Source organism: uncultured Gelidibacter sp. (assembly GCF_947500795.1).
GTDB lineage: Bacteria > Bacteroidota > Bacteroidia > Flavobacteriales > Flavobacteriaceae > Gelidibacter.
The window spans coordinates 257,170-283,148 of record NZ_CANMTE010000001.1; the positions used below are offsets into that span (position 1 = coordinate 257,170).

The window sequence follows — 25,979 nt, forward strand, 5'->3', positions numbered from 1 at the left end:
ATTATTTTAAAGATATAAGACAATGAGCAAAAGAACGTTTCAACCATCGAAAAGAAAGAGAAAAAACAAACACGGTTTTAGAGAAAGAATGGCTTCTGCTAATGGTAGAAAGGTCCTTGCACGTAGAAGAGCTAAAGGAAGAAAAAAATTATCTGTTTCTTCAGAAGCTAGACATAAAAGATAATGATTAACATTTGTTAATATATTAAGGTGTTACTTAGGTGTAACGCCTTTTTTTGTACCCAAATCATATTTACTTTTGCAAAACAAAATCCATCAAAATGCCTAGAAATAAAAACATCAAATCTGTACTAATTATTGGCTCAGGACCAATTGTTATCGGACAAGCTTGCGAGTTTGATTACGCTGGTACCCAAGCATTACGTTCACTTCGTGAAGACGGTATAGAGACTATCCTCATCAATTCCAATCCTGCAACAATCATGACAGACCCAACTATGGCTGATCATGTTTATTTGTTGCCGCTTACTACAAAATCCATAATTCAAATCTTAAAAGAACATCCACAAATTGATGCTGTTTTGCCAACAATGGGAGGTCAGACCGCATTAAATTTATGTATTCAGGCTGATGAAAAAGGCATCTGGAATGATTTCGGTGTAAAACTTATTGGTGTTGATATTAAGGCGATTAATATTACTGAAGACAGGGAAGAATTTAGAGAGTTGATGCTTAAGATTGGTGTGCCGATGGCGCCTCAAGCTACAGCAACGTCTTATTTGGAAGGTAAGGAAATTGCTCAAGAATTTGGTTTTCCTTTAGTTATTAGAGCTTCTTTTACGCTTGGTGGCGAAGGAGCATCTTTTGTACATACAGAAGATCAGTTTGATGAATTACTGACACGCGGGTTGGAAGTTTCGCCAATTCACGAGGTCATGATTGATAAGGCTTTAATCGGATGGAAAGAGTATGAACTTGAGTTATTGAGAGACAAAAATGACAACGTCGTTATTATTTGTACCATTGAAAATATGGACCCAATGGGAATCCATACAGGAGATTCCATTACAGTGGCGCCTGCAATGACCTTATCTGACAAAACGTTCCAGCGTATGCGTGATATGGCCATCCATATGATGCGCAGCATTGGTGATTTTGCTGGAGGATGTAACGTTCAATTTGCGGTGAGTCCTGATGAAAATGAAGAAATAATTGCTATCGAGATTAATCCACGTGTATCAAGATCGTCAGCATTAGCAAGTAAAGCAACAGGATATCCTATCGCGAAAATTGCTGCAAAATTGGCTATCGGATATAACTTGGATGAATTAAGTAATCAAATAACAAAATCGACTTCTGCATTATTTGAACCGACTTTAGATTATGTAGTGGTGAAGATTCCAAGATGGAATTTCGATAAGTTCGAAGGTTCTGACAGGACTTTGGGGCTTCAAATGAAATCGGTAGGAGAGGTAATGGCTGTTGGTCGTTCATTCCAAGAGGCGCTTCACAAAGCAACACAATCTTTGGAGATTAAGCGTAACGGACTTGGTGCTGACGGAAAAGGTTATAAAAATTATGATCAAATTATCGACAAATTAACCCATGCGAGTTGGGACCGTGTATTCGTTATTTATGATGCCATTCAAATGGGGATTCCTTTGAGCCGTATTCATGAAATCACGAAAATTGACATGTGGTTCTTGAAGCAATATGAAGAATTATATCACATAGAAAAGGAAATTTCAACCTTTACGATTGATACAATTGACCGCGATTTGTTATTGGAGGCAAAGCAGAAAGGTTATGGTGACAGACAAATAGCGCATATGCTAGACTGTTTGGAAAGCCAAGTCTACAACAAGCGTGAGGAATTAAATATTAAGCGTGTTTATAAATTGGTGGACACTTGTGCTGCTGAGTTTAAAGCGCAAACTCCATATTATTACTCCACTTTTGAAAACGAAATGGAAACGCCAGACGGCACACGTCTTTCGGCCAATGAAAGTGTGGTAACTGACAAGAAAAAAATCATTGTTTTAGGATCAGGACCTAACCGAATTGGACAAGGTATTGAGTTCGATTACTGTTGTGTACACGGTGTAATGGCGGCTTCAGAATGTGGCTACGAAACCATCATGATCAATTGTAATCCTGAAACGGTTTCTACAGATTTCGATATCTCTGATAAATTGTATTTCGAACCGGTGTTTTGGGAACACATATATGACATTATTCGTCATGAAAAACCAGAAGGCGTTATTGTACAATTAGGCGGACAAACAGCATTGAAACTTGCTGAAAAGTTAGACCGTTACGGTATAAAAATTATAGGAACAACTTACGAAGCGCTAGATTTAGCGGAAGACAGAGGTAGTTTCTCAAAATTATTGCAGGAAAACGATATTCCTTACCCAGAATTTGCTGTAGCAACAACTGCAGATGAGGCTTTGGATATTTCTGATAAGCTAGGTTTCCCGATTTTAGTTCGTCCTTCTTACGTACTGGGAGGTCAGGGTATGAAGATTGTTATCAATAGAAATGAGTTAGAGGAGCATGTGGTGAATTTACTTCGAAGCATGCCTAACAATAAATTACTTTTAGACCATTATTTAGATGGCGCGATTGAGGCTGAAGCGGATGCAATTTGTGATGGTGAAAATGTCTACATCATCGGAATTATGGAGCATATTGAGCCTTGTGGTGTCCATTCTGGAGATAGTAACGCAACCTTGCCACCATTTAACTTGGGTGAATTTGTATTGCATCAAATAAAAGACCATACTAAAAAGATTGCCTTAGCACTTAACACTGTGGGGTTAATCAACGTTCAATTTGCGATAAAAGATGATGTTGTTTACATCATTGAAGCGAACCCTAGAGCTTCTAGAACGGTGCCTTTTATTGCGAAAGCATACAAAGAACCTTACGTTAATTATGCAACAAAGGTCATGTTGGGTGAGAAAAAGGTAACCGACTTTAATTTCAATCCGCAGTTAGAAGGATTCGCCATTAAGCAACCTGTCTTCTCTTTTAACAAGTTCCCGAATGTGAACAAGCAGTTGGGACCTGAAATGAAGAGTACTGGAGAAAGCATCTTGTTTATTGATAATCTGAAAGATGACGAGTTCTATAACTTGTACTCAAGACGTAAAATGTACTTGAGTAAGTAATAAAAAAGTTAATTTTTTATAACGCGCAGTGTATCTTATTAATAATTTGTAACTTAGTGATTGTTAATAAGATGCTGTGCGATAATTCTGCTTTTATTCCACAGTATTTAGATTAAAAAATAGATTTAGTAGCGTTGATATAAAACAGGTTATCTATGAAAAAAATTACTTTATCCCTTTTGGGCTTTTTATTAATCTCTTTGAGCGCTAGTGCAGATAATCTGATAGCGGTCTATGAGGATGCAGCTGTGGATTATAGTGATGTTAGAGGATTTCCGTTGCAAAGTATTGCTTATGATCAAGAAGTGACTTTCAATGATTTTAAAATGACACCTAATCCATCACATTCCAAATTTGAGTTGAAATTACCTAGCGGTCTTAACAATGTGAAATTGGATATTTTTGATGTGCTTGGTAAAAAGGTCCTAACAAAAGCGCTATCTAAGCTGTCAAGTACTATTGATGTTTCAAAATGGAATGACGGTGTTTATTTGGTGAAAGTAACTTCAGATAGTGGCACACACATCAAAAGATTTATAAAACAGTAACATCAGGTTAAGAGTTCAAAACACCTTTTTTAAATATATAAAACCACCAATTTGGTGGTTTTTTTATGGAGTTTTTAGAAGATCATCAGATACATTAAACCGACCAGGATGGCGATTCCGAAACTGATTAATGTGCCAATCAATATATATTCTGTCAGTTTTCGTTCCTTGGATTCTTTTAAATCGCCAAACCGAAATACAGATTTAGCGGTAATCAAGAAGCCAACTGCTTCCCAATGATTTAAAATCACGAATACAAACACCAATATACGCTCGAGAATTCCAATATACATTCCCGCATCCTTAAGCGATTCGTTTCCTTCAGTAAGCTTTGAAATATCCCATTTCATAAAAATGGTCTTCATGATAATGGAGGTTGGTAGCGTTAGGAATAAAATACAGGTGAGTAGGATGAGGGTGTTATTCGTAAAGATCTCCCCTAAAAATCCATTGTTGGAACTACCAAACCAATACACCGCAACAAGCACCATAATATGTAGTAATTGGTCTATAAAAAATAGCAGTCGTTTTGTTTTTTTCTTTTGAATTAGGAGTTTAAGCGCATCAATAACAAAATGGGAAACACCTATAATGAGGATGATTGGCCATTTGGAAAGGTCCCAAAGCACAAGAAATAAGAGGGCAACATGAATCAGAACGTGCAAATATAATTTTGGCGATTTTAATTTTTGCTTTTCCTTTTCTTTAACCCAAGATGTAGGTTGTAGAAAGAAATCACCAATGAGGTGCGCGAGAATCAGTTTTATCAGTATCATGGCTGTAATGTTGTTATCTTTTGTCGGTAGAGTGCTTCTAACTGCATTATAACGTCCAAATGCGCACGTTTCTGTCTGCTACTCACTGCATTTTGGTTAATGCCTAATTGTTTTCCAAGCTCTTCTTGTAGAGCCTGTGGTTGTTCTATGTGCAACTTCACAATTTCAGCCGAATTAGCAGTCCAATGATCCATAATGGTCAAGGCTAACTTAAAATATAAATTAAGCTCTTGATCTAATGTTGCATTGGTGGTCTTTATTTTAAGATTTACTTTTTCCTTTTTTAACTGCTCCAGCGTTTCGCCAGAAAATTGAAAAGCTTCTCCATTAGACTCGACAACACTTTTACCTTCAAAAGTTTTATCGCCAATGCCTATAGCAATGCGTACGTCCAAACCTTTTACTGTCTTAACGCAAGCTTTGATATATATAGCAGCTTTTAAGCTTTCTTCAATGTTTGGTGTTTCCAGTTGAAAACTATCACCTCTGTAAATATCCCATTGCGAAGTGTTTTCAGCACAAGCGGTTAGGGCATCCTTTAAAACAGAAAGCCATACGTCAGAATCTTTTATAGATCTGGATTTGATAATATCTCCCGTTAATATGCTTGTCATAACAGTTAATTTAGTGATAATTGATTGTATCGCTTTTAATCGTAATAGAGCTAATTATCATCTATTTGATTGATAAATTAAAATATCACCTTATTAAGTGATATTCAAATATATTGCATATTTACGAGATATCCTAATTAGGATAGGTTCACTTTCACCTTGTAATCTTCTAGAATATGCAGATAATCATTTGGAGAAAAATCTTTTTCCTCAAATTCTTGTTTTCGCAATTGTTTCATTTCAAGTCGTTTCAAGCATTTTAAAAAACGTCTGATTTCTTGCTTGTCCTTTAAAATTAAGCCAGGAACTTCAACCGAATTTCCTTCAGTATCTTTGGCTACCATTGTAAAGTAAGACGAGTTACAATGTTTTATAACGCCGGTTCTAATATTTTCAGCTTCTACACGAATGCCCACCACCATTGAGGTGTTGCCGACATAATTTACCGAGGCTTTCATAGTTACCAATTCGCCAATTTCAATAGGATTTAAAAAATCGACGGTATCAACAGATGCTGTAACGCAATAGGTTTTGGAATGTTTTGAAGCACATGCAAATGCAATTTGATCCATTAAATTAAGGATATATCCGCCATGGATTTTACCATTAAAATTGGAATTGGACGGTAACATTAATTCTGAAATTAAGATTCTAGAGGCATCTACTTTTTTATATTTCTTTTCGTCTTGTTTTTTATTCATCTTCAATAGCGCGTTTCAATAATTTTTCGTTTTGTTGTTTACAGGCTTTAGCACCAAGCGTTTTTAAAGTTTCTACACGTTTAATCAAATTGCCTTTTCCGGTCAATTTTACCATTGCATTGTCGTACGATTTTTGAACAGTTCCTAATTGATTACCCACCTTGACTAACTCTTCAGTTAAATTAACAAAAGAATCATACAAACGTCCTGCTTGGGTAGCAATTTCGATGGCATTTGCTTTCTGTTTCTCATTTTGCCACATGGTATCGATGGTTTTCAAAACGGCAAGCAACGTAGTAGGAGTCACAATAATAATGTTTTTTTCAAAAGCATCGCTATACAGCGCTGGGTATTCCATAGAGGCAATGGCAAAGGCCGATTCGATGGGAATGAACAAGAGCACAAAATCAGGACTTTCCATGTCGTAGAGTTGTTGGTAATTTTTTTCTCCCAATTCGCTCACACGTTTCCTTACCGATAACAGGTGATTTTTTAAATGCGTAGCGCGTTCTGATTCGTCAACTTCATTAATGTAGCGCTCGTAGGCCACTAATGATACTTTTGAATCTACAATCATTTTTTTATCGCCAGGCAACGAAATAACCACATCAGGCATCACGCGTTTGCCATCTTCCGTGGTAAAACTTTGTTGTATAAAATACTCGCTGTCCTTTTGAAGTCCGCTGCGTTCCATAACACGTTCTAACACCAATTCTCCCCAGTTTCCTTGCATTTTAGTGTCACCTTTTAAAGCTTTGGTCAAGTTATTGGTTTCCTTACTCATTTGCTCATTCAGCTCTGTCAAACTAATAATTTGACGTCTTAAATCGGCACTTCTAGTGATGTCTTCTTTATTGGTTTCTTCCACACGTTTTTCAAAATGTTGGATTTTCTCTTGTAACGGTTTTAAGATGGCATCGATATTTTCTTTGTTCTGAAGCGTAAATTTGCTCGATTTTTCATCCAGAATCTTATTCGCCAAGTTTTCAAATTCTTTCGCAAATTTTTCCTGCAATTTTTCTACTTCAGCTTTTTGTTCCTGGTTTTTTAAGGCGAGGTTTTCAAAATCGGAGTTTCTACGTGTCAACTCAGTATTTAAAAAATCTTTTTCTCTGCGGATATGTTCGCGCTCAATTTCAAGTTTGTCCAATGATGCCTTCATTGACAATAGCTGCGCGTCCTTTTGTTGCTCTATTTTCTGAACATCTGATGCGTGTTGTTCTTTCGAATCTTTAAGCTGATATTGAAAACTTGTAATACGTTCTTCAAGTACGCTTTATTCGCCCTTAGTTTTAAGTCGGGTGATGGTAATACCGATATAGGCTCCAATTCCGCCAGAAACTACGATGGAAATGATGAGAATGATAGTGTCGTTCATTTAAAATTTCAATTTTACCAAAGATAGATTTTTTTAAGCGACGTTCGAATTTGGAAAATGTAAGATTTGGTTGTTATTGAAAAGTAAATGCTCCTAATAGAGTAGGGCACCAACCGTAAAAGTGCTGTTGACGAAAGCTTATTTTTTAACCTTAAAACTTCCCGTATTTTGATCGAAGGCAATCAAATCTTCAGGGAATAAGGTATTAAAAGTACCGTCTGAAATCAAGTGACAAGGCGTGCCTGAGATTACCGAAGTACTATTCATCACAATCATCACGTCACACAGTTGAATGGCCAAATCTATTTCATGCGATGAAAATAATATGGTTTTCCCGGTTTCTTTGGCCAATCTTTGAAGTAATTTTAAGATGTAGGCCTTGTGGTACATGTCCAGATGCGTAGTAGGCTCATCCAAAATAATCAAGTCGGTGTCTTGTGCAAGAGCTCGTGCAATCATCACTTTTTGGAGCTGGCCATCACTCAATTCAAAACACTTTTTATCTTTTAGAGGAACAATATTTGTTTGTTGAAGTGCATTTTCGATAATCGCTAAATCATCTGCAGAAAGGCTGCCAACCCAATTAGTGTAGGGTTGTCGCCCTAAAGCTACCAATTCGAACACAGAAAGGTTTTTAGAAGCTATTTGTTCAGTGAGTACCAAACTTAGTTGTTTTGCCAATTCCACCGTAGTGTAATCTCTTATAGACTTTGAATTGATGAAAATATCCCCTTGTAGCGGTTTTTGAACTGTGGTTAACGTACGTAAAAGTGTTGATTTCCCAATCCCATTTGCACCCACCAATCCGATGAGTTGTCCTTTTTGTAATGTGATATTTATACCATCAGCAATCACATTGGTACCTTTTTTAGAAGTGTAACCAACGGAGAGGTTTTTAGTTTCGAGGACGATATGTTGCTCTTTTTTTATCACTTAAAAAAACATTTTGCGTTTTCGTGTCAATAACCAAATAACTACTGGTGCGCCTACCAATGACGTGATAGCGTTAATTGGTAAGGTATAATCGCTGGTTGGTAATTGTGCGATACTATCGCAGATTAACATTACGATGCCACCAAATAAAAACACTGCCGGCAATAAAATTTTATGATTGGAGGTATGGAAAATTTGACGTGTCATATGTGGTATCGCTAATCCGATAAACGCAATTGGACCCGCAAATGCAGTAATGGTTCCTGCCAATAAACTTGTTGCTATAATGATAACCAATCGGCTTTGCTTTAATTTTAACCCTAAACTCTTGGCGTAGTTTTCCCCCAATAATAAGGTGTTCAAACCTTTTATAGAACTGATGGTCATCAAAATTCCTGCAAGATAGATTAAGAAAAAGATAAACAATTCCTTCCACGAAAGATTGCCCAAACTTCCAAATCCCCAAAAGATATACTGTTGTAATTCTTCGGCAGAACTAAAATAAGAAAGCACACTCACCACAGCCGAAGTGATACTTCCAAACATTAATCCGATGATAAGAATTGCCATCGTATCTCTAACTCGTGAAGATACGATCATGACTGCCAGTAACACAAGGAAACTCCCTAAACTGGCAGCCACCACGATGCTCCATTTAGAGGTTAATAAACTAGCAAATACTCCTCCGAAGAGTCCAGATCCCAAAATGACGAGCGCCACGCCCAAACTTGCGCCTGAACTGATGCCCAGTACAAACGGTCCCGCTAATGGATTTCTAAATAATGTTTGCATCAACAATCCTGAAATCCCTAATCCTGATCCGACTAAAATGGCCGTAAAAGCTTTTGGCAAGCGGTAATTTTGAATGATATACTGCCAAGATTCATTATCAATATCGCCCACAAGACTTTTGAAAATCTCTAGGGTAGGAATCGACACTGAACCTAAACTGATGTTTACGAAAAAAAAGATGATGAGCAACGCTATCAAACTTAGAAATGGATATGTGTATTTAGTGTTCAATCAGCTGTATTGGTGTTGATGAAAAGAGATTTAGATAAAAAATTAATTCAATTTTTTAAAGAAGGAGGGCTCATAATCTTCCATTAATTCAGGATGGCAGACTTTTATCAAATCCTTTAAAACTAAATCTGGACGCGCCATGCCCATTTCAAAGTAGGAAACGCCGCCTGTTTTACCCGTTGAATTAACAAAAGAATACACTTTTCCTTGTTGGAAAGCCTTAAACTTGGTATAATGTGGATTTGCCTTTTCAATACCTTCCAAACTTGGATGATACGACGGACTGATCCAAATATCTGCATCTTGAGCCTCATTGAACACATTTTCAAAACTTAGCGAAAGACTACCTTTTGCTGTAGTTTCACTCCATAAATAATTGGCATTCGCATCTTTTAATAACATAGCTTCTGAGCTCGTTCCACTTGGCAAATACCAAACATCTTTGTGCATGGCACCACTTAATACTGTAGGTTGATTGGTAGCTTGTTCAGCTAAGGCTTTAGCTTCCAAATAATCAGTAACGATAGTATTAAAGATGGTATTGGCTTCTTTTTCCTTATCGTAAAGCGCTCCGAAAACTTTTATCCACTCTGCTTTTGCCAAAGGAGAAGCTTCTACCCATTCGCCATTAAAAATAACAGGAATACCCGCTTTTTGAATGTTATCAAAGGTTTTGTTATTCCCATCAATTCCAAAACCGATGACTAATTCTGGTCTGAGTTCTAGTAAAACTTCTGTATTAATGCTTTCATTTTTGCCCAATTCTCTTACGTTGCCACTGTCAATCAAAGCCCTCGTTTTTTCAGAAGACACATAATCAGTTCCTGGAAAGCCAATCAATGTTTGCTCAACATTTAATAATTCCAATCCGGGGATGTGAGTAGTGGAAGTCACTACAATTTTTTCAATAGGCGTAATCAAAACCGCGTTATAATCATCTTTATTTAAGGTGATTTTTGGCGCCATGTCTTTGTTGATCAATGCATAGCGAAAGGTTTGTTCAGATTTTGGCCATGGATTTTTAATGGTCAAGACCTTAAAATCCTTATGGTCTTCAATTGAAAAGCCTTGCGCATATAAGAGCGTGTCTGTTTGGGCAGCGGGCGTTTGGTTTATTTTTGATTGTGTTGTTTCCTTGCAGTTTACAAGGAAAAGGAAGAGAAAAAGAAACGGAATAGTCTTCAAAGCATTTTTAATTTGAATGTCAAATTTAAGATTATTTAATTGATTTAAACACGGCCATATTTTTAAAACCGTTCTCGCAACCAACTACAATCCATTTAAAATGATTAATTTTGCGCAGAATTTTGGTTTGACATATTCATCTATGTCGATTAAAAGGGAATCTGGTTAGAATCCAGGACTGTTCCCGCAACTGTAAGTTTTTGTCCACTGTTTTGGACTGCTCAAATTGAGATGTTACACACTTCAATTGCCACTGGTTTAACAACTGGGAAGGTATTGTAACATAAAACAAGTCAGGAGACCTGCCAATTTCATCCATCACGAGCGGCTTTCGGGTAAAGAGCCTTAAGATTATGAGAAAACTAGTATACATTTTTTTAGGTTTAGTTATTGGTAATTTCACTATTGCCCATGCACAATTGGATTCCATTCAACAATTGGATGAAGTTATTTTGAGCGATAATAAATTAAAAAACTTCTCCAAGGGTTACAAAATAACAGTACTATCCGATTCTGTATTGCAAAAAAGTAATGGGTCTTTGACGGATTTACTGCGCTATAATTCCAATCTCTATTTTAAGGAAAGTGGATATGGCATGGTGTCTTCAGTGTCTTTTAGAGGGACAAACGCCTCACAAACTGCAGTAGTTTGGAATGGCATCAACATCAATTCACAGCTTAACGGTCAAGTCGATTTTAATACGTTTAATAATTCTAATTATGATGCTGTTGAAATCAGAAGTGGCGGCGGAAGCGTACAATATGGTAGCGGTGCAATTGGTGGAAGTGTGCATTTAAGTAACGCCTTGTCATTTAAAAAACATGCTGATCATAAAGTCAAAATGAGTTATGGAAGTTTTGATACCAAACGTGCAAATTACCAACTTTCAACGGGGGATGAGCAATGGTCCGTTAATTTTGGTGTGGGCTATGTGGATTCTGAAAATGATTACAAATACCTTGGGTCGAATAAAACCAATGTCAACGGGCAATATGAGAACTTAAGTTTCAATGTTAATGCGGGATATTTTTTGAATAACAAGAATGTTTTAAAGCTCTACCATCAAAGTTTTCTTGGCGATCGTAATTTTTCAGGAACACGAGTCGCGCCTTCCAAATCGCGATATGAAGACACCAATCATAGGTCGATGTTAGAGTGGGGGCTTTTTCATAATAATCTTTCATCAAAATTAAAAGTTGTTCACCTTTTTGAGGAATTTAAATATTTTGAGAATAAAGACGCAGAGCACTATTCATTTGGAAACGTTAAAAGTTTTATAGGAAACCACAATTTCAATATCAAACTGAATGATGCCATTGAAGTACGTTCAATTCTTGAGTTTTCTAAATATATTGGTGAAGGTGATAGTTTTGGAAGCCCGGAAAGAGAGGCATTTTCTGCCACAGGCTTGTTAAGGCATCAAGTGTCTGATGCCTTTATTTATGGACTGAATATTAGAAAGGATTTCACCTCAGGTTTTAAAAGTCCTTTGGTGTTCTCTGCAGATGCTGAATATCGCTTCAGCGATTCGTATACCTTGAAATTAAATGGATCACGGAATTTTAGAGTGCCATCTTTCAATGATTTGTATTGGAAGCCGGGCGGTAATTTGGATTTGCTTCCAGAATTATCACATCAAATAGATCTCGGTCAGGAATTTTCGTCACGCTTTTTCGATGTAAAAGTCAACACGTATTATATCAAAACTAAAGATATGATTCAGTGGATTCCTGATAACACGGGATTATTCAGGCCACAAAACGTCAATAAAGTGAAGAGTTATGGTGCTGAGTTGGAACTGTTTTTAAGGTATCACATAAATGGTCATCAGTTCAACTTAAATTCAGGCTATTCCTATACGGTTTCTAAAAATGAAGCAACAGGAAAACAATTAATCTATGTGCCTTTACATAAAGCTAATTTAAACTTCAGCTACAGTTTTAAGGCTATGGAGTTGGTTTATCAACATCTTATAAATGATGAAGTAGATATTATTGGAGGGCAGCTTAAAGGTTATAACGTAGGCAATATTGGGCTCGCCTATCATTATGATGTGTTTGAAAACGTGAATAGTATTTTACAATTTAATATCAATAACCTCTACAATTCAAATTACGAAAACGTGGCTTTGAGGCCAATGCCAAATAGAAATTATCAATTACAATTAACACTGAAATTTTAAATTTATGACACTTAAAAAACATTTAGTATTAGGATTATCTCTTGTGATGTTATCTTTCGCTTGTAGTAATGATGACAACAACAATGAGCCAGAAGCAAGTGGCGCTTACGAAAACGGAATATTGATTACCAATGAAGGTGGCTATAGTCAGGGTAATGGTTCTGTATCTTTTGTATCAATGGATTTTTCATTTGCGGAAAACTCTATATTTTCAAAGGTTAACGGAAAGTTATTGGGCGATACCGTACAAAGTATGGCTTTCCATGAAGATTTAGCCTACATCATCGTGAACAACTCTCAAAAAATTGAAGTGGTAAACCGTTACACATTTGAGTCGGTTGCTACTATTGACGCTGGATTGAATAACCCGCGCTTCATGACTATTTTATTAGGAAAAGGATATGTGACCAATTGGGGTGATGGCTCTAATCCGTCTGATGATTATGTTGCAGTAATCAATTTAGAAACTAAGGAAGTTACAAGCACTATTCCAGTGGAAGAAGGCCCGGAAAGAATCGTTTCTAATGGTACGGCAGCCTATGTAGCACACAAAGGTGGTTATGGTCAAAACAATATTGTTTCAGTGATTAATCCGAATGGCACTGTTTTAAAAACGATAGCTGTTGGTGATGTGCCAAATTCTTTGGTGTTTGATAATTTAGGCAGATTGCACGTATTGTCAGAAGGTAAACCATCTTGGACAACAGACGAAACTGGAGGTAAATTGAGCATGATTGATGTGAATTCTAACACGGTGGTTAGCACTTTAGAATTTGGTGCAAAACAACATCCTGCTAACCTGGCTTACGAAGGATCACTTTATTATACTTTAGACGGCGACGTTTTTAAACTTGAAGTTGGAAGTGCTAGTTTGCCAACCACTTCAGTAGTACAAGGTGTTAGCTTTAATTATATGACTATTAATAATGGCGTTTTATATGGTGCTGATGCAGGTAATTATACGACAAATGGAACTTTAAAAAGCTATGATTTAACCACTTTTGCTGCAAAGAATTCTAAAGAAGTAGGCATTATTCCTGGTGGAATTTATTTCAATAATTAGTAAGATTAAAAATTGAATCTTTTTTGTCCCGAACTGAAAGTTCATTAAATAAAAAAAACCGCTGAAAAGCGGTTTTTTTATACTCTATACTGTAAATGATATTACTTCAAGTTGTTGAAAATTGAAATGTTATCATCAAAATCAATGTACATTTCATTATCTAAAAACTTCGCATCAACATTATCTTTTAAAGGAACTAGGTTGTTATCCACAGAAGGGAATGGACGACTCTTACCTGTAATGTCAGCAATTGCTTTTGCTAAAAATGGCTCATTAACATCGCCTAAAACACCAAGGTTGTTGACCATTTCTCTCATTTTAAACTGTTCCAAAGCACTTTCCATACCCGTTGGAGCAACAGGCTCATTGTTTTTGTTGATTGACATAGCTACAAGAGGTTGCAATGCATAGGTGTGATTTGGATTAGCGTTTTGACGCGAAAAATTAGCCGAGTCATAAAGAGTAATCGACGCTTGCGATTTTCCAGTAGTTTTTTCTCCAATTTGAACCACGGTAATATATGGTGCAAGACTGTTTAAAATCAATTCACTTGCAGATGCAGTTCTGTTGGTTGTCAACACATAAATCTTATCTAAGTTAAGAGAGTTGATGGCTCCACCAGCTTCTTCAGCAAAGTTTCTGAAATTGAATGATGTGTTTTCTGACTGTAAGTTTTTGTTATAAACAAGTTTGGAGAAAACCTGACCATTAAATTGACCTGTAATCATACTTGCTAAGTTAGCAGCAGTATTAACGGATCCACCACCATTATATCTTAAGTCTAAAACTAAATGTTGAACACCTGCAGTTTTAAATTCGCCAAAAGCAGCATTTAATTGTTTGTCATAATTTCTTGTAAAACCATTGTACATTAAGTATCCAATTTTCTTTCCTTCAACTTCAATGACTTTGGAAACATGGATCGGGTTTTCATTATATTCTACTTTCGTAATCGTAGATGATGTGTTGTTAGAAACAATTCGGTCATCATCAGTAGTAGCCGTTCCGTTGGTGTTATAATCAGCAAAATTTAAGGTGTAAGTATCAGGTCTTAAAAGCGTAGCAAAATTATTTACCGTCATTGGAACACCGTCAATAGCGTTAAATATTTGTCCACGTTTTACGCCTTCAGTCTTCGCAGGGCTATCGTTAAGCACCATACGTACAAGACCAAATACAGCATTAGGATCTTGAGGTTGTCTGTAGAAATTAAATTCTAAACCGTTACTTTTAAAAACACCCGTAAACTGCTTTTCTAAAGCAATATAATCTGAGGTTATAAAACTAAAACGGTCAACAAGTTCTGGCTTGTGAAGTAAACTTTCGAATAAATCTTCAGGCTTTTCAAAACTGTTAATATAATCTGCGTAAGCTTTTTCAGTCGTAAAACGAGTATCTGCTAAATTTGGAATTTCATCTTTATACAGATAAAATATATTCATCGCTTTCCAAACAAAGTCATTAACCTCATTTAATTTGGTTTCAGTAGGTGGTTCAATGGTGTCATCTTTGTCTTTAGAACAACTCGTGTTAAGACCAAATGCAACAAGTGCAAACAGGGCAAACTTTAAAATTTTCATAATTTTTCTTTTTCTATTAAATAACTTGAAGCGTTATTTTGGTCTAAATTTACAGACATTATTGTAAAATCAAAACTATTTGTAACAAAACTGACGCTCTATCGTCGTAAGTAAAGAAACAGGTTTAACTCACTTGTTATAAACTAACCATAATGACACAAACTAATTTTTTGAAATTGGTAATGCCTTTTAAGGATAAGATCTTTAGGCTTTCAAAGCGCCTTTTAGTTTCTAATGAAGAGGCGGAAGATGCCACGCAGGAGATCTTGTTGAAATTATGGAATAACAATAAAAGCATTGAGAAGTATAACAATGTAGAGGCTTTTTCAATGACAATGACGAAGAATTTGTGTTTGGACCGATTAAAATCCAAACAGGCACAAAATTTGAAGATTGTACATAGTAATTATCAAGATCATAATGTGTCTTTGCAAAAACAGATTGAAAACAATGATAGCGTTGACTGGGTTGCGAAAATTATGGATGAGCTACCAGAGCAGCAAAAAATAATTGTACAGCTCAGGGATATTGAAGAATACGATTTTGATGAGATTGCTGAAGTATTGGAAATGAATGAAACCGCAGTGAGAGTTGCGCTATCAAGAGCGAGAAAAACGATAAGAGAAAAATTGACAAATAAACATAACTATGGCATTAGATAATATAGATCAGCTATTAGAAAAGTACGATAATGCTGAAACAACATTGGCTGAGGAAGCACAACTTAGAGCCTATTTTGCACAGGAAGATATTCCGCCGCATTTAGAATCTTATAAACTATTGTTCCAATATGTTTCCAATTCACAACAGGAGCAATTTACGAAAACGGTGCCTTTGCAATCCAATCGTAAAAAAGTTGGGCAATGGGTTGCTGTTGCAGCAGTGGCCGTATTGATGTTGGGCGCTTATTTTCAAGTGAATCAAATGAATCAAAAAACAACTTTAGATGATTTGAGTCATGAAGAATTATTGGCCTATAATCAAACCATAGAGGTTTTTAGTTTAGTGTCATCGAAACTTAATAAAGGAACAGAAAATTTGGAAGCGTTTAAGTTAGTATCCACCAAGCTGAACAAAGGCGCGGAAAACCTTAATCACCTTCAAGAATTTAATAAAACAACAAACAAATTATTTAGAAACCAGTAACAAGATAAAAATTAAGAAATATGAAAAATGTAATCAACCTTCGCGCATATCTTCAAAACAGAACATATGTCAGTAAAAAAGCACTCCTTTTACTAGCTATAATGATAGCGCCAATGGTATCCTTCGGACAAAGTTTTTTTAGTAAATATGAGTCTATGAAAGGCGTTACCTCAGGGGTAATCAGTCAAAAAATGTTTAAAATGATTGCGACCATCGATGTGGATCTCGACGATCCGGAAGCCCAAGGCTTTTTAGATATGGTTAAAAAAATTGAAAGCGTTAAAGTATTAAGCACGGGAGATAAGACCATTTCTTCAAATTTGGCGGCTGATGCGGAAAAGTATATTGGCAGTTCAAAATTGGATGAGTTGATGCGCTTTAAAGATGGCAACCAAACGGTAAAATTTTATGTAAAAGAAGGCCGTGATGAAAACCATGTGAAAGAATTGTTGATGTACATCAATGGTTTGAAAGAATTGACAAAAGAAGCCAACATTGAAATTAATGGCGAAAAGAGAGATATTGAAACGATTGTTGTGTCTATTATTGGCGATATCGATTTGAGAGAGATTTCTAAAATCACCAGTAAAATGAATGTACCAGGTGGTCAACATCTTGAGAAAGCAAGTAAAGGTAAAAAACAGTAGTCATGACAGCAATAATGAAAAATATGACGGTAATGGTTTTATTGATTGCAACGGTTTTTAGTTGCAATCAAGGACCATCGTTACAAACTTATTTTGTAGATAATCAGGAAAAAGCTAATTTCTTGGCTGTAGATGTGCCTTTAAGCATGTTGAATATTGATAAAATGCAGTTGACGGATGACCAACGTGATGCTTATGAGTCCATTCAGAAATTGAATATGTTGGCTTATAAGATGAAACCGGATAATGTGATTGAATATCAGGAAAAATTGGTAGAAGTCACCGCTATTTTATCTGACCCAAAATATGAAGAGTTAATGCGTGGTGGAAATCCTGAAGAAGGACAATTTATTGTTAAGTTTTTAGGGGATGAGGATGATGTTGAAGAATTTATTGTCTTTGGAAATATAGACGGCAAAGGATTTGCAGTGGTAAGAGTTGTTGGAAACGATATGAACCCTGGTAAAATTGTGACGTTGGCTTCGGCATTAGACAAATCAACAATTGACGATTCGCAGCTTAGCCAATTTAAAGAGTTTTTTAAATAGTAAGTATTAGCAAATCATATATCAAAATAAAAAATCACCCAGAAACATTAAACTTCTGGGTGATTTTCGTTTTTAAATAAGCTGACAAACATAACGATTACAAGAATGCTGAAAATTAGAAAAAGTAAAAGCTTCACTATAAAATAATCCAGCACGTTAAAAATAGCAGCGATTAAAAAACCGAAAACAACTACTCCTGTAAGTGTGCGCGCTATGAAGTCCGCTTTGATCATTTCTTATATCCCAGTATAATTACTAGGTGTAATTTGCTTAAGTTCTTCTTTGATGGCATCTGACACTTCTAACGTATTGATAAAATCAGAAATCGATTTTTGGTCAATTTTCGTGTTGGTTCTGGTCAAGCCTTTTAACGCCTCGTATGGATTTGGATAAGCTTCTCTTCTTAAAATAGTTTGGATAGCTTCAGCTACAACGGCCCAGTTGTTTTCAAGATCTTCTTGAAATTTAGGCTCATTCAATACCAATTTATTCAAGCCGGTTAAAGTGCTCTTAAATCCAATAAGCGTATGTCCAAAAGGAACACCTACGTTTCTCAAGACTGTACTGTCAGTAAGGTCTCTTTGTAATCTTGAAATAGGAAGTTTAGCCGATAGATGTTCAAAAATTGCATTTGCAATCCCTAAATTACCTTCACTATTTTCAAAATCGATAGGGTTTACTTTGTGTGGCATCGCGCTACTTCCAACTTCTCCCGCTTTAATTTTTTGTTTAAAGTAATCCATAGACACATAGGTCCAGAAATCTCTATCTAAATCTATTAGGATATTGTTGATGCGTTTAAGCGTGTCAAACAAAGCAGCCATATGGTCATAATGCTCAATTTGTGTGGTCGGAAATGAATGGTGCAAACCTAATTTACCTTGAACAAATTCCTGTCCGAAAGCTTTCCAATCTACCGTTGGGTAAGCTACTTTATGCGCATTGAAATTTCCAGTAGCACCACCAAATTTAGCAGCACTTGGGATGTCATTTAATAAGTTGAACTGCTCTTCCAAACGCACTACAAATACTGAAATCTCTTTTCCTAATCGGGTAGGGGAAGCAGGCTGTCCGTGCGTACGTGCCAACATAGGGATGTTAGCCCATTCTGAAGAAAGCTCTTTTAATTTTTTAACGATATTCAAATATTCAGGAACATACACATCATTCATAGCTTCCTTGATACTTAGCGGAATTGCCGTATTGTTGATGTCCTGAGAAGTCAATCCGAAGTGGATAAACTCTTTAAATTGATTCAGATTAAGGGTGTCAAATTTCTCTTTTATAAAGTATTCAACCGCTTTTACGTCGTGATTGGTTACTTTTTCAATGTCTTTAATTGCTTGTGCATCTTCTGTAGAAAAATCTTTGTAGATAGCTCTTAAATCATCAAATTTTGAAGCGTCGAAGTCTTTTAGTTGCGGTAATGGCAACTCGCATAAAGCGATGAAATAATCGATTTCAACTTGAACACGGTATTTAATTAGTGCTTCTTCTGAAAAATAATCAGCTAAACTGTTGACTTTGTTTCTGTACCTTCCATCAATTGGAGAGATGGCATTTAAAGATGTTAATGACATTGGTTGTGTTGTTTTGTTGTGTTAAAAGAAGCTGCAAAGATAAGAAAGAAAGTTATAAGCAGGAAGCTTGAAGAAAGTTTAAACTGTTGGTTTTGGTAAATAGTTTTAAGGTTCTAAAAACTTACAATCAGAAAAAATAATTCCAAAGAAATCTGCTTAATTTATAGGCAACCACATTTTGATTGTACTGACAAACTCGTTGCTTTTTCATACTTTTAACCTAAAATCAACACAGATGAGAAATTCAAAGAAAGTTTTAGGCGTGCTACTAGTTGTTTTTATCGCAGTTCAATTTATCGATCCTGAAGAAAATGTGGGTAGTACGGCATCTTTTGAATCGTTTTTGAAGGATACCAATCCGAATGAAGAAGTGACTGCCATTCTAAAAACCACCTGTTTTGATTGCCATAGTGACGTCACTAATTATCCTTGGTATAATGAAATTACACCGCTTAATTTTTGGCTGTCAGATCATATAAAAGATGGGAAGAAGCATTTTAATATTTCTGCATGGGATGGGTATTCCGTCAAAAAGAAAGATCATAAATTTGAAGAGCTTATTGAGATGGTAGAATCTAAAGAAATGCCGTTAAAATCTTATACCTATGTCCACTCAGAAGCGAAATTGACTGATTCTCAAATAGCCGCTGTTATTGACTGGGGCAAAAAAGTAAGATTCAAATACAGTTTAGCGCCTCAGCCACAATAATTATAAAATCCATAAAATCGGAATTCCAAAATCTAATAAGCTGTAGAAGCCATCTTAGAATTTGGAATTTTATATTTGAAACTTAACCTTCGAAGTTGTTATGAAATTTAAATTACTCATTATTGGTCACGTATGGCCAGAACCAAGAAGTTCTGCGGCAGGCAGTAGAATGATGCAACTGATTGAAGGTTTTCAAAAGGAAAATTATGAAATCATTTTCGCGAGTGCTACTGCTAAAAGTGACAAAGCTTTTGATCTTTCTGAAATTGGGATTGTACAGGCAAATATTGAGATGAATAACTCCAGCTTTGATCATTTTGTAAAAAGTTTCAATCCTGATGTGGTTCTTTTTGACCGTTTTATGACCGAAGAGCAATTTGGTTGGCGCGTCTCAGAACAATGCCCGAATGCCCTGAAAGTCTTAGACACTGAAGATTTACATTGTTTAAGAAAAGGAAGGCATCAAGCCTTTAAAGACGGCGCTAATTTTGATCATTCCTATCTTTTTAATGACTTTGCAAAGCGAGAGATTGCCAGTATTTACCGTTGCGATGTGTCGTTGATCATCTCTGAGATTGAAATGGAGGTCTTAAAAAATGATTTTAAGGTTCCGGAGACGCTATTGTGTTACTTGCCATTTCAATTGGATGCTATTTCTGTAGCAACTGTAGAGCACTTACCTTCTTATGCTAATCGTCAAGATTTTATAACCATTGGCAATTTTCTTCACGAGCCTAATTATAACGCGGTTTTATATTTAAAAGAAGCGATTTGGCCATTGATTAAACAACAACTCCCGGGGGCGAAGCTGCATATTTATGGCGCCTATGAATCACAAAAAGTTAGGCAGTTGCATCATGAAACGAGTGGATTTTTAATAAAAGGCTACGCTGAAGATGTGCATGAAGTGATGGCAAAAGCGAGAGTTTGTTTGGCGCCTTTACGTTTTGGTGCAGGTCTAAAAGGAAAATTGGTTGATGCGATGTTGAATGGTACGCCGTGTGTTATGACTTCAATTGCTGCGGAAGGTATGTTTGGCAATTTACCGGCAAATGGACTTATTGAAGATGATCCACAAGTGTTTGCAGATAATGCCGTTCAGCTCTATCAAAATGAATTGTTATGGAAGGAAATGCAACAACACGGATTTAAAATCATAAACGAACGATTTAATAAGGCTCATTTCCACGAATTATTCTTTAAGACTTTAAACGATATTACTTCGGAACTCCAAAAGCATCGTCATAGTAATTTTACAGGGCAAATGTTGCAGCATCACGCATTACAATCCACTAAATATATGAGTAAATGGATTGAGGAAAAGAATAAATAATTTTAAGTGTGTGCTAGCTATCGGTTTTCTCTAAAATATAATCCGCAAATAAATTTTTCGAATCCGTCAAACGATCAATAATTTTTAAGTCCGAATGCCCTAAAATCTCTTTTAAAATGTGGTCATTATATTTTCTGCTCGTTTCTGTATGAATCTTTTCACCTTTTGAAAAATAAAAGGTCTTATTCATGCTGTTAATCGTGACACTTTGATCTTTGGTGCTTACTAAAAAACTTCTTGCTACGCCTTCAGTTTCGGTGTATTCCGGTTTGTGCTCAAAATTATTGATATCAAAATCGGCATCCAATTCATTATTAATACGGGTCAATAAATTGAGATTAAAACGCTTGGTGATGCCTTGTGCATCGTTATACGCAGGAAGTACAATGCTTTTTGGTTTAATCAAATCGACACCCAATAAAACACGGTCGCCGACTTTAAGATTGTCATTCAATTTTTGGATAAATTCTATTGCACGTGCATCGGGAAGATTGCCAATATTTGATCCTAGGAACAGCACAATAATTGGGTGTTCCGTTTGTTTTAAATCGGCCAGCACATTAAAATAATCGCCTTGTTTAGGGCAAATTTTAACATTGGGCAATTCAGAATTTACAGTTGCTTTCAGATTTTGCAAAGCATGTTCTGAAATATCAATAGGGGCGTAAACGAAGTTGAAGTGCTGTTCATCGAGCGCATTTAGTAATTGTTTGGCTTTTGTACCATCACCGGCGCCTAATTCTACCAATTCAAAAAAGGTTGAAGGCTTTAATTTTAAGGCTTTGATAAGGTCATTGGTCTGATTTTTAAAAATGTCCAACTCTGCTTTGGTGAGATAATATTCGGGCATTTTCATGATTTCCACAAACAAGGCATCACCAATTTTATCATAAAAATATTTAGATGGTAAGGTTTTGTTAGTGGCACTCAAGCCCAGTTCTATGTCTTTTTGGAAGGTTGTATTCATTTGTTATTTTGCAAGTCTGATTCCTGAAAATTGCCATTGAGATTGCGGATGGAAAAAGTTTCTGTAGGTATGACGGCTATGATCGGGCGCGGTAGCACTTGAAGCGCCTCGTAAGACCATCTGATTGATCATAAATTTACCATTGTATTCTCCAACGGCTCCCACGGCAGTTTTGAATTTGGGGTATGGTAAATAAGCGCTATTGGTCCATTCCCAATGTGTTCCCCAATCTAATTGGTTTGAGGCAACTTCCCATTCAAATTCGGTGGGAAGCCTAAGGCCTTTCCATTGCGCATAAGCTGAGGCTTCATAAAATGAGATATGGGTTAGAATAGTGCTTTTATCGATAGGCTCTAATCCAGATAAGGTATATTGAAACCATTTGCCATCTTCTTGCTTCCAATATAATGGTTGAGTGATATGATTTTCCTGTATCCAGAACCAACCTTCATCCAGCCAATATTCGGCTTTTTTATAGCCGCCATCTGCCATGAATTCCATAAACTCGCCACACGTCACTAAGGCTTGGGATATTTCAAAAGATTCCAAAAATACCCGATGCACACCTAATTCATTATCAAAAGAGAATGAGTGATTGTCATGTCCGATACGATAAATTCCTTCATCTATATTTAACCAGCCCTTTTTAGAATTGTAGTGACTCACAAAATTGGAGTCATACAATTTTGGGTACAACGGATTTTTCGAAAGCGTATATTTTATGTCTGTCAGAAGTAATTCTTGATGCTGCTGCTCGTGATTGATCCCTAAAATTGTTAAGGAGTTGATGTCTTCATTGGGTGAAGATTCCAATAACCTTATCATCGCCTTGTCAACATGGGCTCTAAAGTCATAAACACGTTCAAGTTTCGGTCGTGTCAATAATCCTCTGTTGTGGCGCTCAATACGTTCGCCAATACTATTGTAATAGCTATTAAAAAGGAAACCGAAATCGGCATCAAAAACGGTATAATTAGGCAAGTGTTTTTTTAAGATCATTTCCTCAAAAAACCAAGTGGTATGCGCTATGTGCCACTTAGGCGGACTTGTAAAAACGGCCGATTGTGGTGTGTAATCTTCTACTTGTAAAGCCTCGCACAAGTGTTCTGTGCGTTGGCGGGTCTCCATATATTTTTCGGTAAGTGTCTTCATGGTCTTCTAAATATACTAAGGATTTTGCTCTTGAAGAATGAAAAACTTAATTGGAGCCGTTTTTATCTCAAATGAGCTACAGTTGTAAGTGGTTGGAATTCATTTGAAATCACTAAAATTCATTTTGTTTTGATTCAATGCCATCGGTCACTATTACTCTTGATAAGAATGTCCTTTTCAGGAAATTTATAGTCAGCAGTTATCAAAATAAATTATAGTTTTGCAGCTCTAAAAATAGAACTATGATTTCAGTCGATAATTTAGCTGTAGAATTTGGTGGAACTGCCTTATTTAGTGATGTGTCTTTCACCATAAATGAAAATGATAAAATAGCCCTAATGGGGAAAAATGGTGCAGGAAAATCTACAATGATGAAAATTATTGCTGGGGAGCAAAGGCCGACGAGAGGACATGTGCGTTTCCCAAAAGATGCGATTATCGCGTATTTACCGCAACATTTGCTTACTGAAGATGAGTGTACCGTTTTTGAGGAGGCCTCTAAAGCTTTTGCGCATGTGTTTGAAATGCGTGATGAAATGGAGGCGCTAAATAAAGCTCTTGAAACCAGAACAGATTATGACTCCGATGAGTACATGCAAATCATTCAAAAAGTGTCTGATTTAGGCGAAAAGTACTACGCTTTAGAGGATGTTAATTATGATGCTGAGGTTGAAAAGGCTTTAGGCGGATTAGGTTTTAAGCGCGACGATTTCTCAAGAATGACCAGCGAATTCAGTGGGGGATATCGTATGCGAATTGAGCTTGCGAAAATTCTGTTGCAAAAACCAGATTTAATTCTGTTGGATGAGCCTACCAACCACATCGATATTGAATCGGTGATCTGGCTTGAAGACTTTTTACTGAATAAAGCCAACGCCGTCATGGTTATTTCCCATGACAAGGCTTTTATTGACAATATTACCAATCGAACTATTGAAGTAACAATGGGGCGTATTTACGATTATAAGGCTAACTATTCGCATTATTTACAATTGCGAGAAGATAGACGCGCCCATCAGATTAAAGCATTTCAGGAACAGCAAAAGTTTATTGCGGATAATATGGCGTTTATTGAACGATTTAAGGGAACGTATTCCAAAACCAATCAAGTCAATTCTCGCGAGCGCATGTTAGAGAAGTTGCAAATTATTGAAGTTGATGATATTGATACATCTGCTTTGAAATTACGTTTTCCACCAGCACAACGTTCGGGAGATTATCCTGTGACTATAAAGGATTTATCAAAATCTTACGGTGATCATGTTGTCTTTAAAAATGCCAATATGTCCATTTCAAGAGGGGAGAAGGTGTCTTTTGTTGGACGAAACGGTGAAGGTAAATCTACCATGATTAAAGCCATCATGGGCGAAATTGACGTAGAGGGCACCTGTAGTTTGGGCCATAATGTTAAGGTGGGGTACTTTGCTCAAAATCAAGCGGCATTATTAGATGAGAATTTGACCATTTTTCAAACCGTAGATGAAGTCGCTCAAGGCGATATCAGGACTCAAATCAAAAATATCTTGGGTCGATTCATGTTTAAAGGCGATGATATAGATAAAAAAGTGAGTGTGCTTTCAGGCGGGGAAAAAACCCGATTGGCAATGGTGAAATTACTTTTGGAACCTGTCAATTTATTGATTTTGGATGAGCCTACAAATCACTTGGATTTAAAGTCGAAAGACGTTTTAAAGGAAGCCCTATTAGATTTTGATGGCACCTTGATTTTGGTATCGCATGATCGTGATTTCCTTAAAGGACTATCTCAAAAAGTTTTCGAATTTAAGGACCAACGTATCATTGAACATTTTGAAACAATTGACGATTTCTTGGTAAGAAATAGAATCGAGAATTTGAAGGAAATCGATTTAAAAAAATAAGGGTTCAGTGTGATATGCGCACATAAACTTCCATTTGCGCTCATTGGTTTAGCTTTTTTTGATTAAAATTAGTGCGTCAAAAAGATTGAAAAATCTGTACTTTAGATTTTTAGTTGTGAACACCACTATTTATGAGAAATACCGTTAAACTTTTAATTGATAATTTAAGGACCTTTTTAAGGGATAAATTTCATCAGTATGATGTGACATTGCCCTATATCATTACCGTTATAGTGGCACTCATTGTTGTGGTTGGCGGAATCAATCTGTTTATCGAACTTACGGAGACTTTGAAGTCAGATGTATTGGCAGATTTTGATTATAAGATTACCGAGTATGTAATTTCCCATCGTTCTGCAGCACTGACTAAATATTTTGTTTTTGTAACCCATGTGGGTGATGTTTATGGCTACGCGTTCGTTTTAATTGTATTTGCCATCATTTCCTACTTCGTATTGAAACAATGGAAGCTCATGCTTCAAGTCTTTTTTGTGTTGGCGCTATCGGCAATATCAAACTTAATATTAAAGCGCTTTGTAGATCGTGCAAGACCTGGAATTGAGCATATGGTGTCCGTAGAAACATTGAGTTACCCGAGTGGGCATGCTATGAGTGCGATGGCATTCTACGGATTTTTGATGTATCTGATCTATAGGTTTAATATCAATAGGTATTTGAAAATTGGCGTTATGCTGCTATTGGGAATACTGATTTTAAGCATCGGTATCAGCCGTATTTATCTTGGTGTACATTTCCCATCTGATATTGCTGGAGGCTTTATAGCAGGCTTTATTTGGGTCGTATTTTGTATTTTAATATTCGATCTGATAGAAGTGTTCCGTAGAGATCCACAAACGCCTACCGTTTAGGAGAAGTCACAAATTAATTTCTATTTTAAT

24 protein-coding genes and 1 riboswitch are annotated in these 25,979 nt (G+C 36.3%); of the genes, 13 read left to right on the forward strand and 11 right to left on the reverse strand.

The features are described 5' to 3' along the window. The first annotated feature begins 22 nt into the window (after window positions 1-22). From rpmH to Q0947_RS01170, 3 genes are all read left to right on the forward strand, one after another. Window positions 23-184, forward strand: coding sequence for a 50S ribosomal protein L34 (gene rpmH / locus Q0947_RS01160; RefSeq protein WP_133757770.1), 162 nt, complete (start codon window positions 23-25; stop codon window positions 182-184). A gap of 97 nt (window positions 185-281) precedes the next feature. Next, complete coding sequence (carB, locus tag Q0947_RS01165; protein WP_299390451.1) at window positions 282-3,134, forward strand: carbamoyl-phosphate synthase large subunit; 2,853 nt, start codon at window positions 282-284, stop codon at window positions 3,132-3,134. Between the two features lie 155 nt (window positions 3,135-3,289). Further along, window positions 3,290-3,682 (forward strand): T9SS type A sorting domain-containing protein, encoded by a 393-nt coding sequence (locus Q0947_RS01170; protein WP_299390454.1) that lies wholly within the window; start codon window positions 3,290-3,292, stop codon window positions 3,680-3,682. A 74-nt stretch (window positions 3,683-3,756) separates the two neighbouring features. Here Q0947_RS01170 and Q0947_RS01175 read toward each other — a convergent pair whose 3' ends face one another. The 7 genes from Q0947_RS01175 to Q0947_RS01205 form a co-directional block, all read right to left on the reverse strand. Then, window positions 3,757-4,458 (reverse strand): DUF3307 domain-containing protein, encoded by a 702-nt coding sequence (locus tag Q0947_RS01175; RefSeq protein ID WP_299390456.1) that lies wholly within the window; start codon window positions 4,456-4,458, stop codon window positions 3,757-3,759. Further along, entirely contained in the window at window positions 4,455-5,072 is a 618-nt protein-coding gene (locus Q0947_RS01180) for a transcriptional regulator (protein ID WP_299390459.1), read from the reverse strand. Before Q0947_RS01180 ends, Q0947_RS01175 begins: the two co-directional genes overlap by 4 nt. A 137-nt stretch (window positions 5,073-5,209) precedes the next feature. Then, complete coding sequence (locus Q0947_RS01185) at window positions 5,210-5,773, reverse strand: acyl-CoA thioesterase (RefSeq protein WP_299390461.1); 564 nt, start codon at window positions 5,771-5,773, stop codon at window positions 5,210-5,212. After that, on the reverse strand, window positions 5,766-7,031 hold the full coding sequence (rmuC, locus tag Q0947_RS01190; protein ID WP_299392730.1) for a DNA recombination protein RmuC: 1,266 nt from the start codon (window positions 7,029-7,031) through the stop codon (window positions 5,766-5,768). Before rmuC ends, Q0947_RS01185 begins: the two co-directional genes overlap by 8 nt. Window positions 7,032-7,289: 258 nt before the next feature. Then, window positions 7,290-8,084: an ABC transporter ATP-binding protein gene (locus Q0947_RS01195; protein WP_299390464.1), complete on the reverse strand. Its 795-nt coding sequence runs from the start codon at window positions 8,082-8,084 to the stop codon at window positions 7,290-7,292. After that, complete coding sequence (locus Q0947_RS01200) at window positions 8,085-9,107, reverse strand: iron ABC transporter permease (RefSeq protein ID WP_299390467.1); 1,023 nt, start codon at window positions 9,105-9,107, stop codon at window positions 8,085-8,087. A 42-nt stretch (window positions 9,108-9,149) separates the two neighbouring features. Then, window positions 9,150-10,292, reverse strand: a complete 1,143-nt coding sequence (locus Q0947_RS01205; RefSeq protein ID WP_299390470.1) for an ABC transporter substrate-binding protein — start codon at window positions 10,290-10,292, stop codon at window positions 9,150-9,152. Window positions 10,293-10,398: 106 nt separating this feature from the next. Next, a riboswitch (cobalamin riboswitch) is annotated at window positions 10,399-10,617 on the forward strand. A gap of 28 nt (window positions 10,618-10,645) precedes the next feature. Here Q0947_RS01205 and Q0947_RS01210 point away from each other — a divergent pair. Next, window positions 10,646-12,475 carry a TonB-dependent receptor gene (locus Q0947_RS01210; protein WP_299390473.1) on the forward strand — a complete coding sequence of 610 codons (1,830 nt, stop codon included), beginning with the start codon at window positions 10,646-10,648 and terminating at the stop codon, window positions 12,473-12,475. A 4-nt stretch (window positions 12,476-12,479) separates the two neighbouring features. After that, window positions 12,480-13,538 (forward strand): DUF5074 domain-containing protein, encoded by a 1,059-nt coding sequence (locus Q0947_RS01215; protein WP_299390475.1) that lies wholly within the window; start codon window positions 12,480-12,482, stop codon window positions 13,536-13,538. 101 nt (window positions 13,539-13,639) lie between these two features. Here Q0947_RS01215 and Q0947_RS01220 read toward each other — a convergent pair whose 3' ends face one another. Then, window positions 13,640-15,118 (reverse strand): S41 family peptidase, encoded by a 1,479-nt coding sequence (locus tag Q0947_RS01220; RefSeq protein ID WP_299390478.1) that lies wholly within the window; start codon window positions 15,116-15,118, stop codon window positions 13,640-13,642. Window positions 15,119-15,270: 152 nt separating this feature from the next. Between Q0947_RS01220 and Q0947_RS01225 the strand changes: the two genes are divergently transcribed. From Q0947_RS01225 to Q0947_RS01240, 4 genes are read left to right on the forward strand one after another with little or no spacing between them, the layout of a single operon-like run. Then, the gene (locus tag Q0947_RS01225; RefSeq protein WP_299390480.1) at window positions 15,271-15,780 is read left to right on the forward strand and encodes an RNA polymerase sigma factor; all 510 of its coding nucleotides are present in this window, start codon (window positions 15,271-15,273) and stop codon (window positions 15,778-15,780) included. Continuing rightward, on the forward strand, window positions 15,767-16,264 hold the full coding sequence (locus tag Q0947_RS01230) for a hypothetical protein (RefSeq protein ID WP_299390483.1): 498 nt from the start codon (window positions 15,767-15,769) through the stop codon (window positions 16,262-16,264). Before Q0947_RS01225 ends, Q0947_RS01230 begins: the two co-directional genes overlap by 14 nt. 20 nt (window positions 16,265-16,284) lie before the next feature. Next, entirely contained in the window at window positions 16,285-16,911 is a 627-nt protein-coding gene (locus Q0947_RS01235; protein ID WP_299390485.1) for a DUF4252 domain-containing protein, read from the forward strand. A gap of 2 nt (window positions 16,912-16,913) precedes the next feature. Then, window positions 16,914-17,459: a DUF4252 domain-containing protein gene (locus tag Q0947_RS01240; protein ID WP_299390488.1), complete on the forward strand. Its 546-nt coding sequence runs from the start codon at window positions 16,914-16,916 to the stop codon at window positions 17,457-17,459. Window positions 17,460-17,695: 236 nt separating this feature from the next. On the opposite strand, the gene purB is transcribed toward Q0947_RS01240, so the two are convergent. Beyond that, complete coding sequence (purB, locus tag Q0947_RS01245) at window positions 17,696-19,039, reverse strand: adenylosuccinate lyase (RefSeq protein WP_299390490.1); 1,344 nt, start codon at window positions 19,037-19,039, stop codon at window positions 17,696-17,698. A 235-nt stretch (window positions 19,040-19,274) separates the two neighbouring features. Between purB and Q0947_RS01250 the strand changes: the two genes are divergently transcribed. After that, on the forward strand, window positions 19,275-19,748 hold the full coding sequence (locus Q0947_RS01250; RefSeq protein WP_299390493.1) for a heme-binding domain-containing protein: 474 nt from the start codon (window positions 19,275-19,277) through the stop codon (window positions 19,746-19,748). A 100-nt stretch (window positions 19,749-19,848) separates the two neighbouring features. Then, window positions 19,849-21,081, forward strand: coding sequence for a glycosyltransferase (locus Q0947_RS01255; protein WP_299390495.1), 1,233 nt, complete (start codon window positions 19,849-19,851; stop codon window positions 21,079-21,081). Window positions 21,082-21,094: 13 nt separating this feature from the next. Here the strand turns inward: Q0947_RS01255 and Q0947_RS01260 are convergent, their stop codons facing one another. After that, window positions 21,095-22,048: an L-histidine N(alpha)-methyltransferase gene (locus tag Q0947_RS01260; RefSeq protein WP_299390498.1), complete on the reverse strand. Its 954-nt coding sequence runs from the start codon at window positions 22,046-22,048 to the stop codon at window positions 21,095-21,097. A gap of 3 nt (window positions 22,049-22,051) precedes the next feature. After that, a complete protein-coding gene (gene egtB, locus Q0947_RS01265; RefSeq protein WP_299390500.1) occupies window positions 22,052-23,200 on the reverse strand; it encodes an ergothioneine biosynthesis protein EgtB in 1,149 nt (382 codons plus the stop codon). A gap of 242 nt (window positions 23,201-23,442) precedes the next feature. Here egtB and Q0947_RS01270 point away from each other — a divergent pair, with 242 nt between their 5' ends. Together Q0947_RS01270 and Q0947_RS01275 are read left to right on the forward strand one after the other, a co-directional pair. Then, window positions 23,443-25,080: an ABC-F family ATP-binding cassette domain-containing protein gene (locus Q0947_RS01270; protein WP_299390503.1), complete on the forward strand. Its 1,638-nt coding sequence runs from the start codon at window positions 23,443-23,445 to the stop codon at window positions 25,078-25,080. Window positions 25,081-25,211: 131 nt separating this feature from the next. Continuing rightward, the gene (locus Q0947_RS01275; RefSeq protein WP_299390505.1) at window positions 25,212-25,949 is read left to right on the forward strand and encodes a phosphatase PAP2 family protein; all 738 of its coding nucleotides are present in this window, start codon (window positions 25,212-25,214) and stop codon (window positions 25,947-25,949) included. Window positions 25,950-25,979 lie beyond the last annotated feature (30 nt).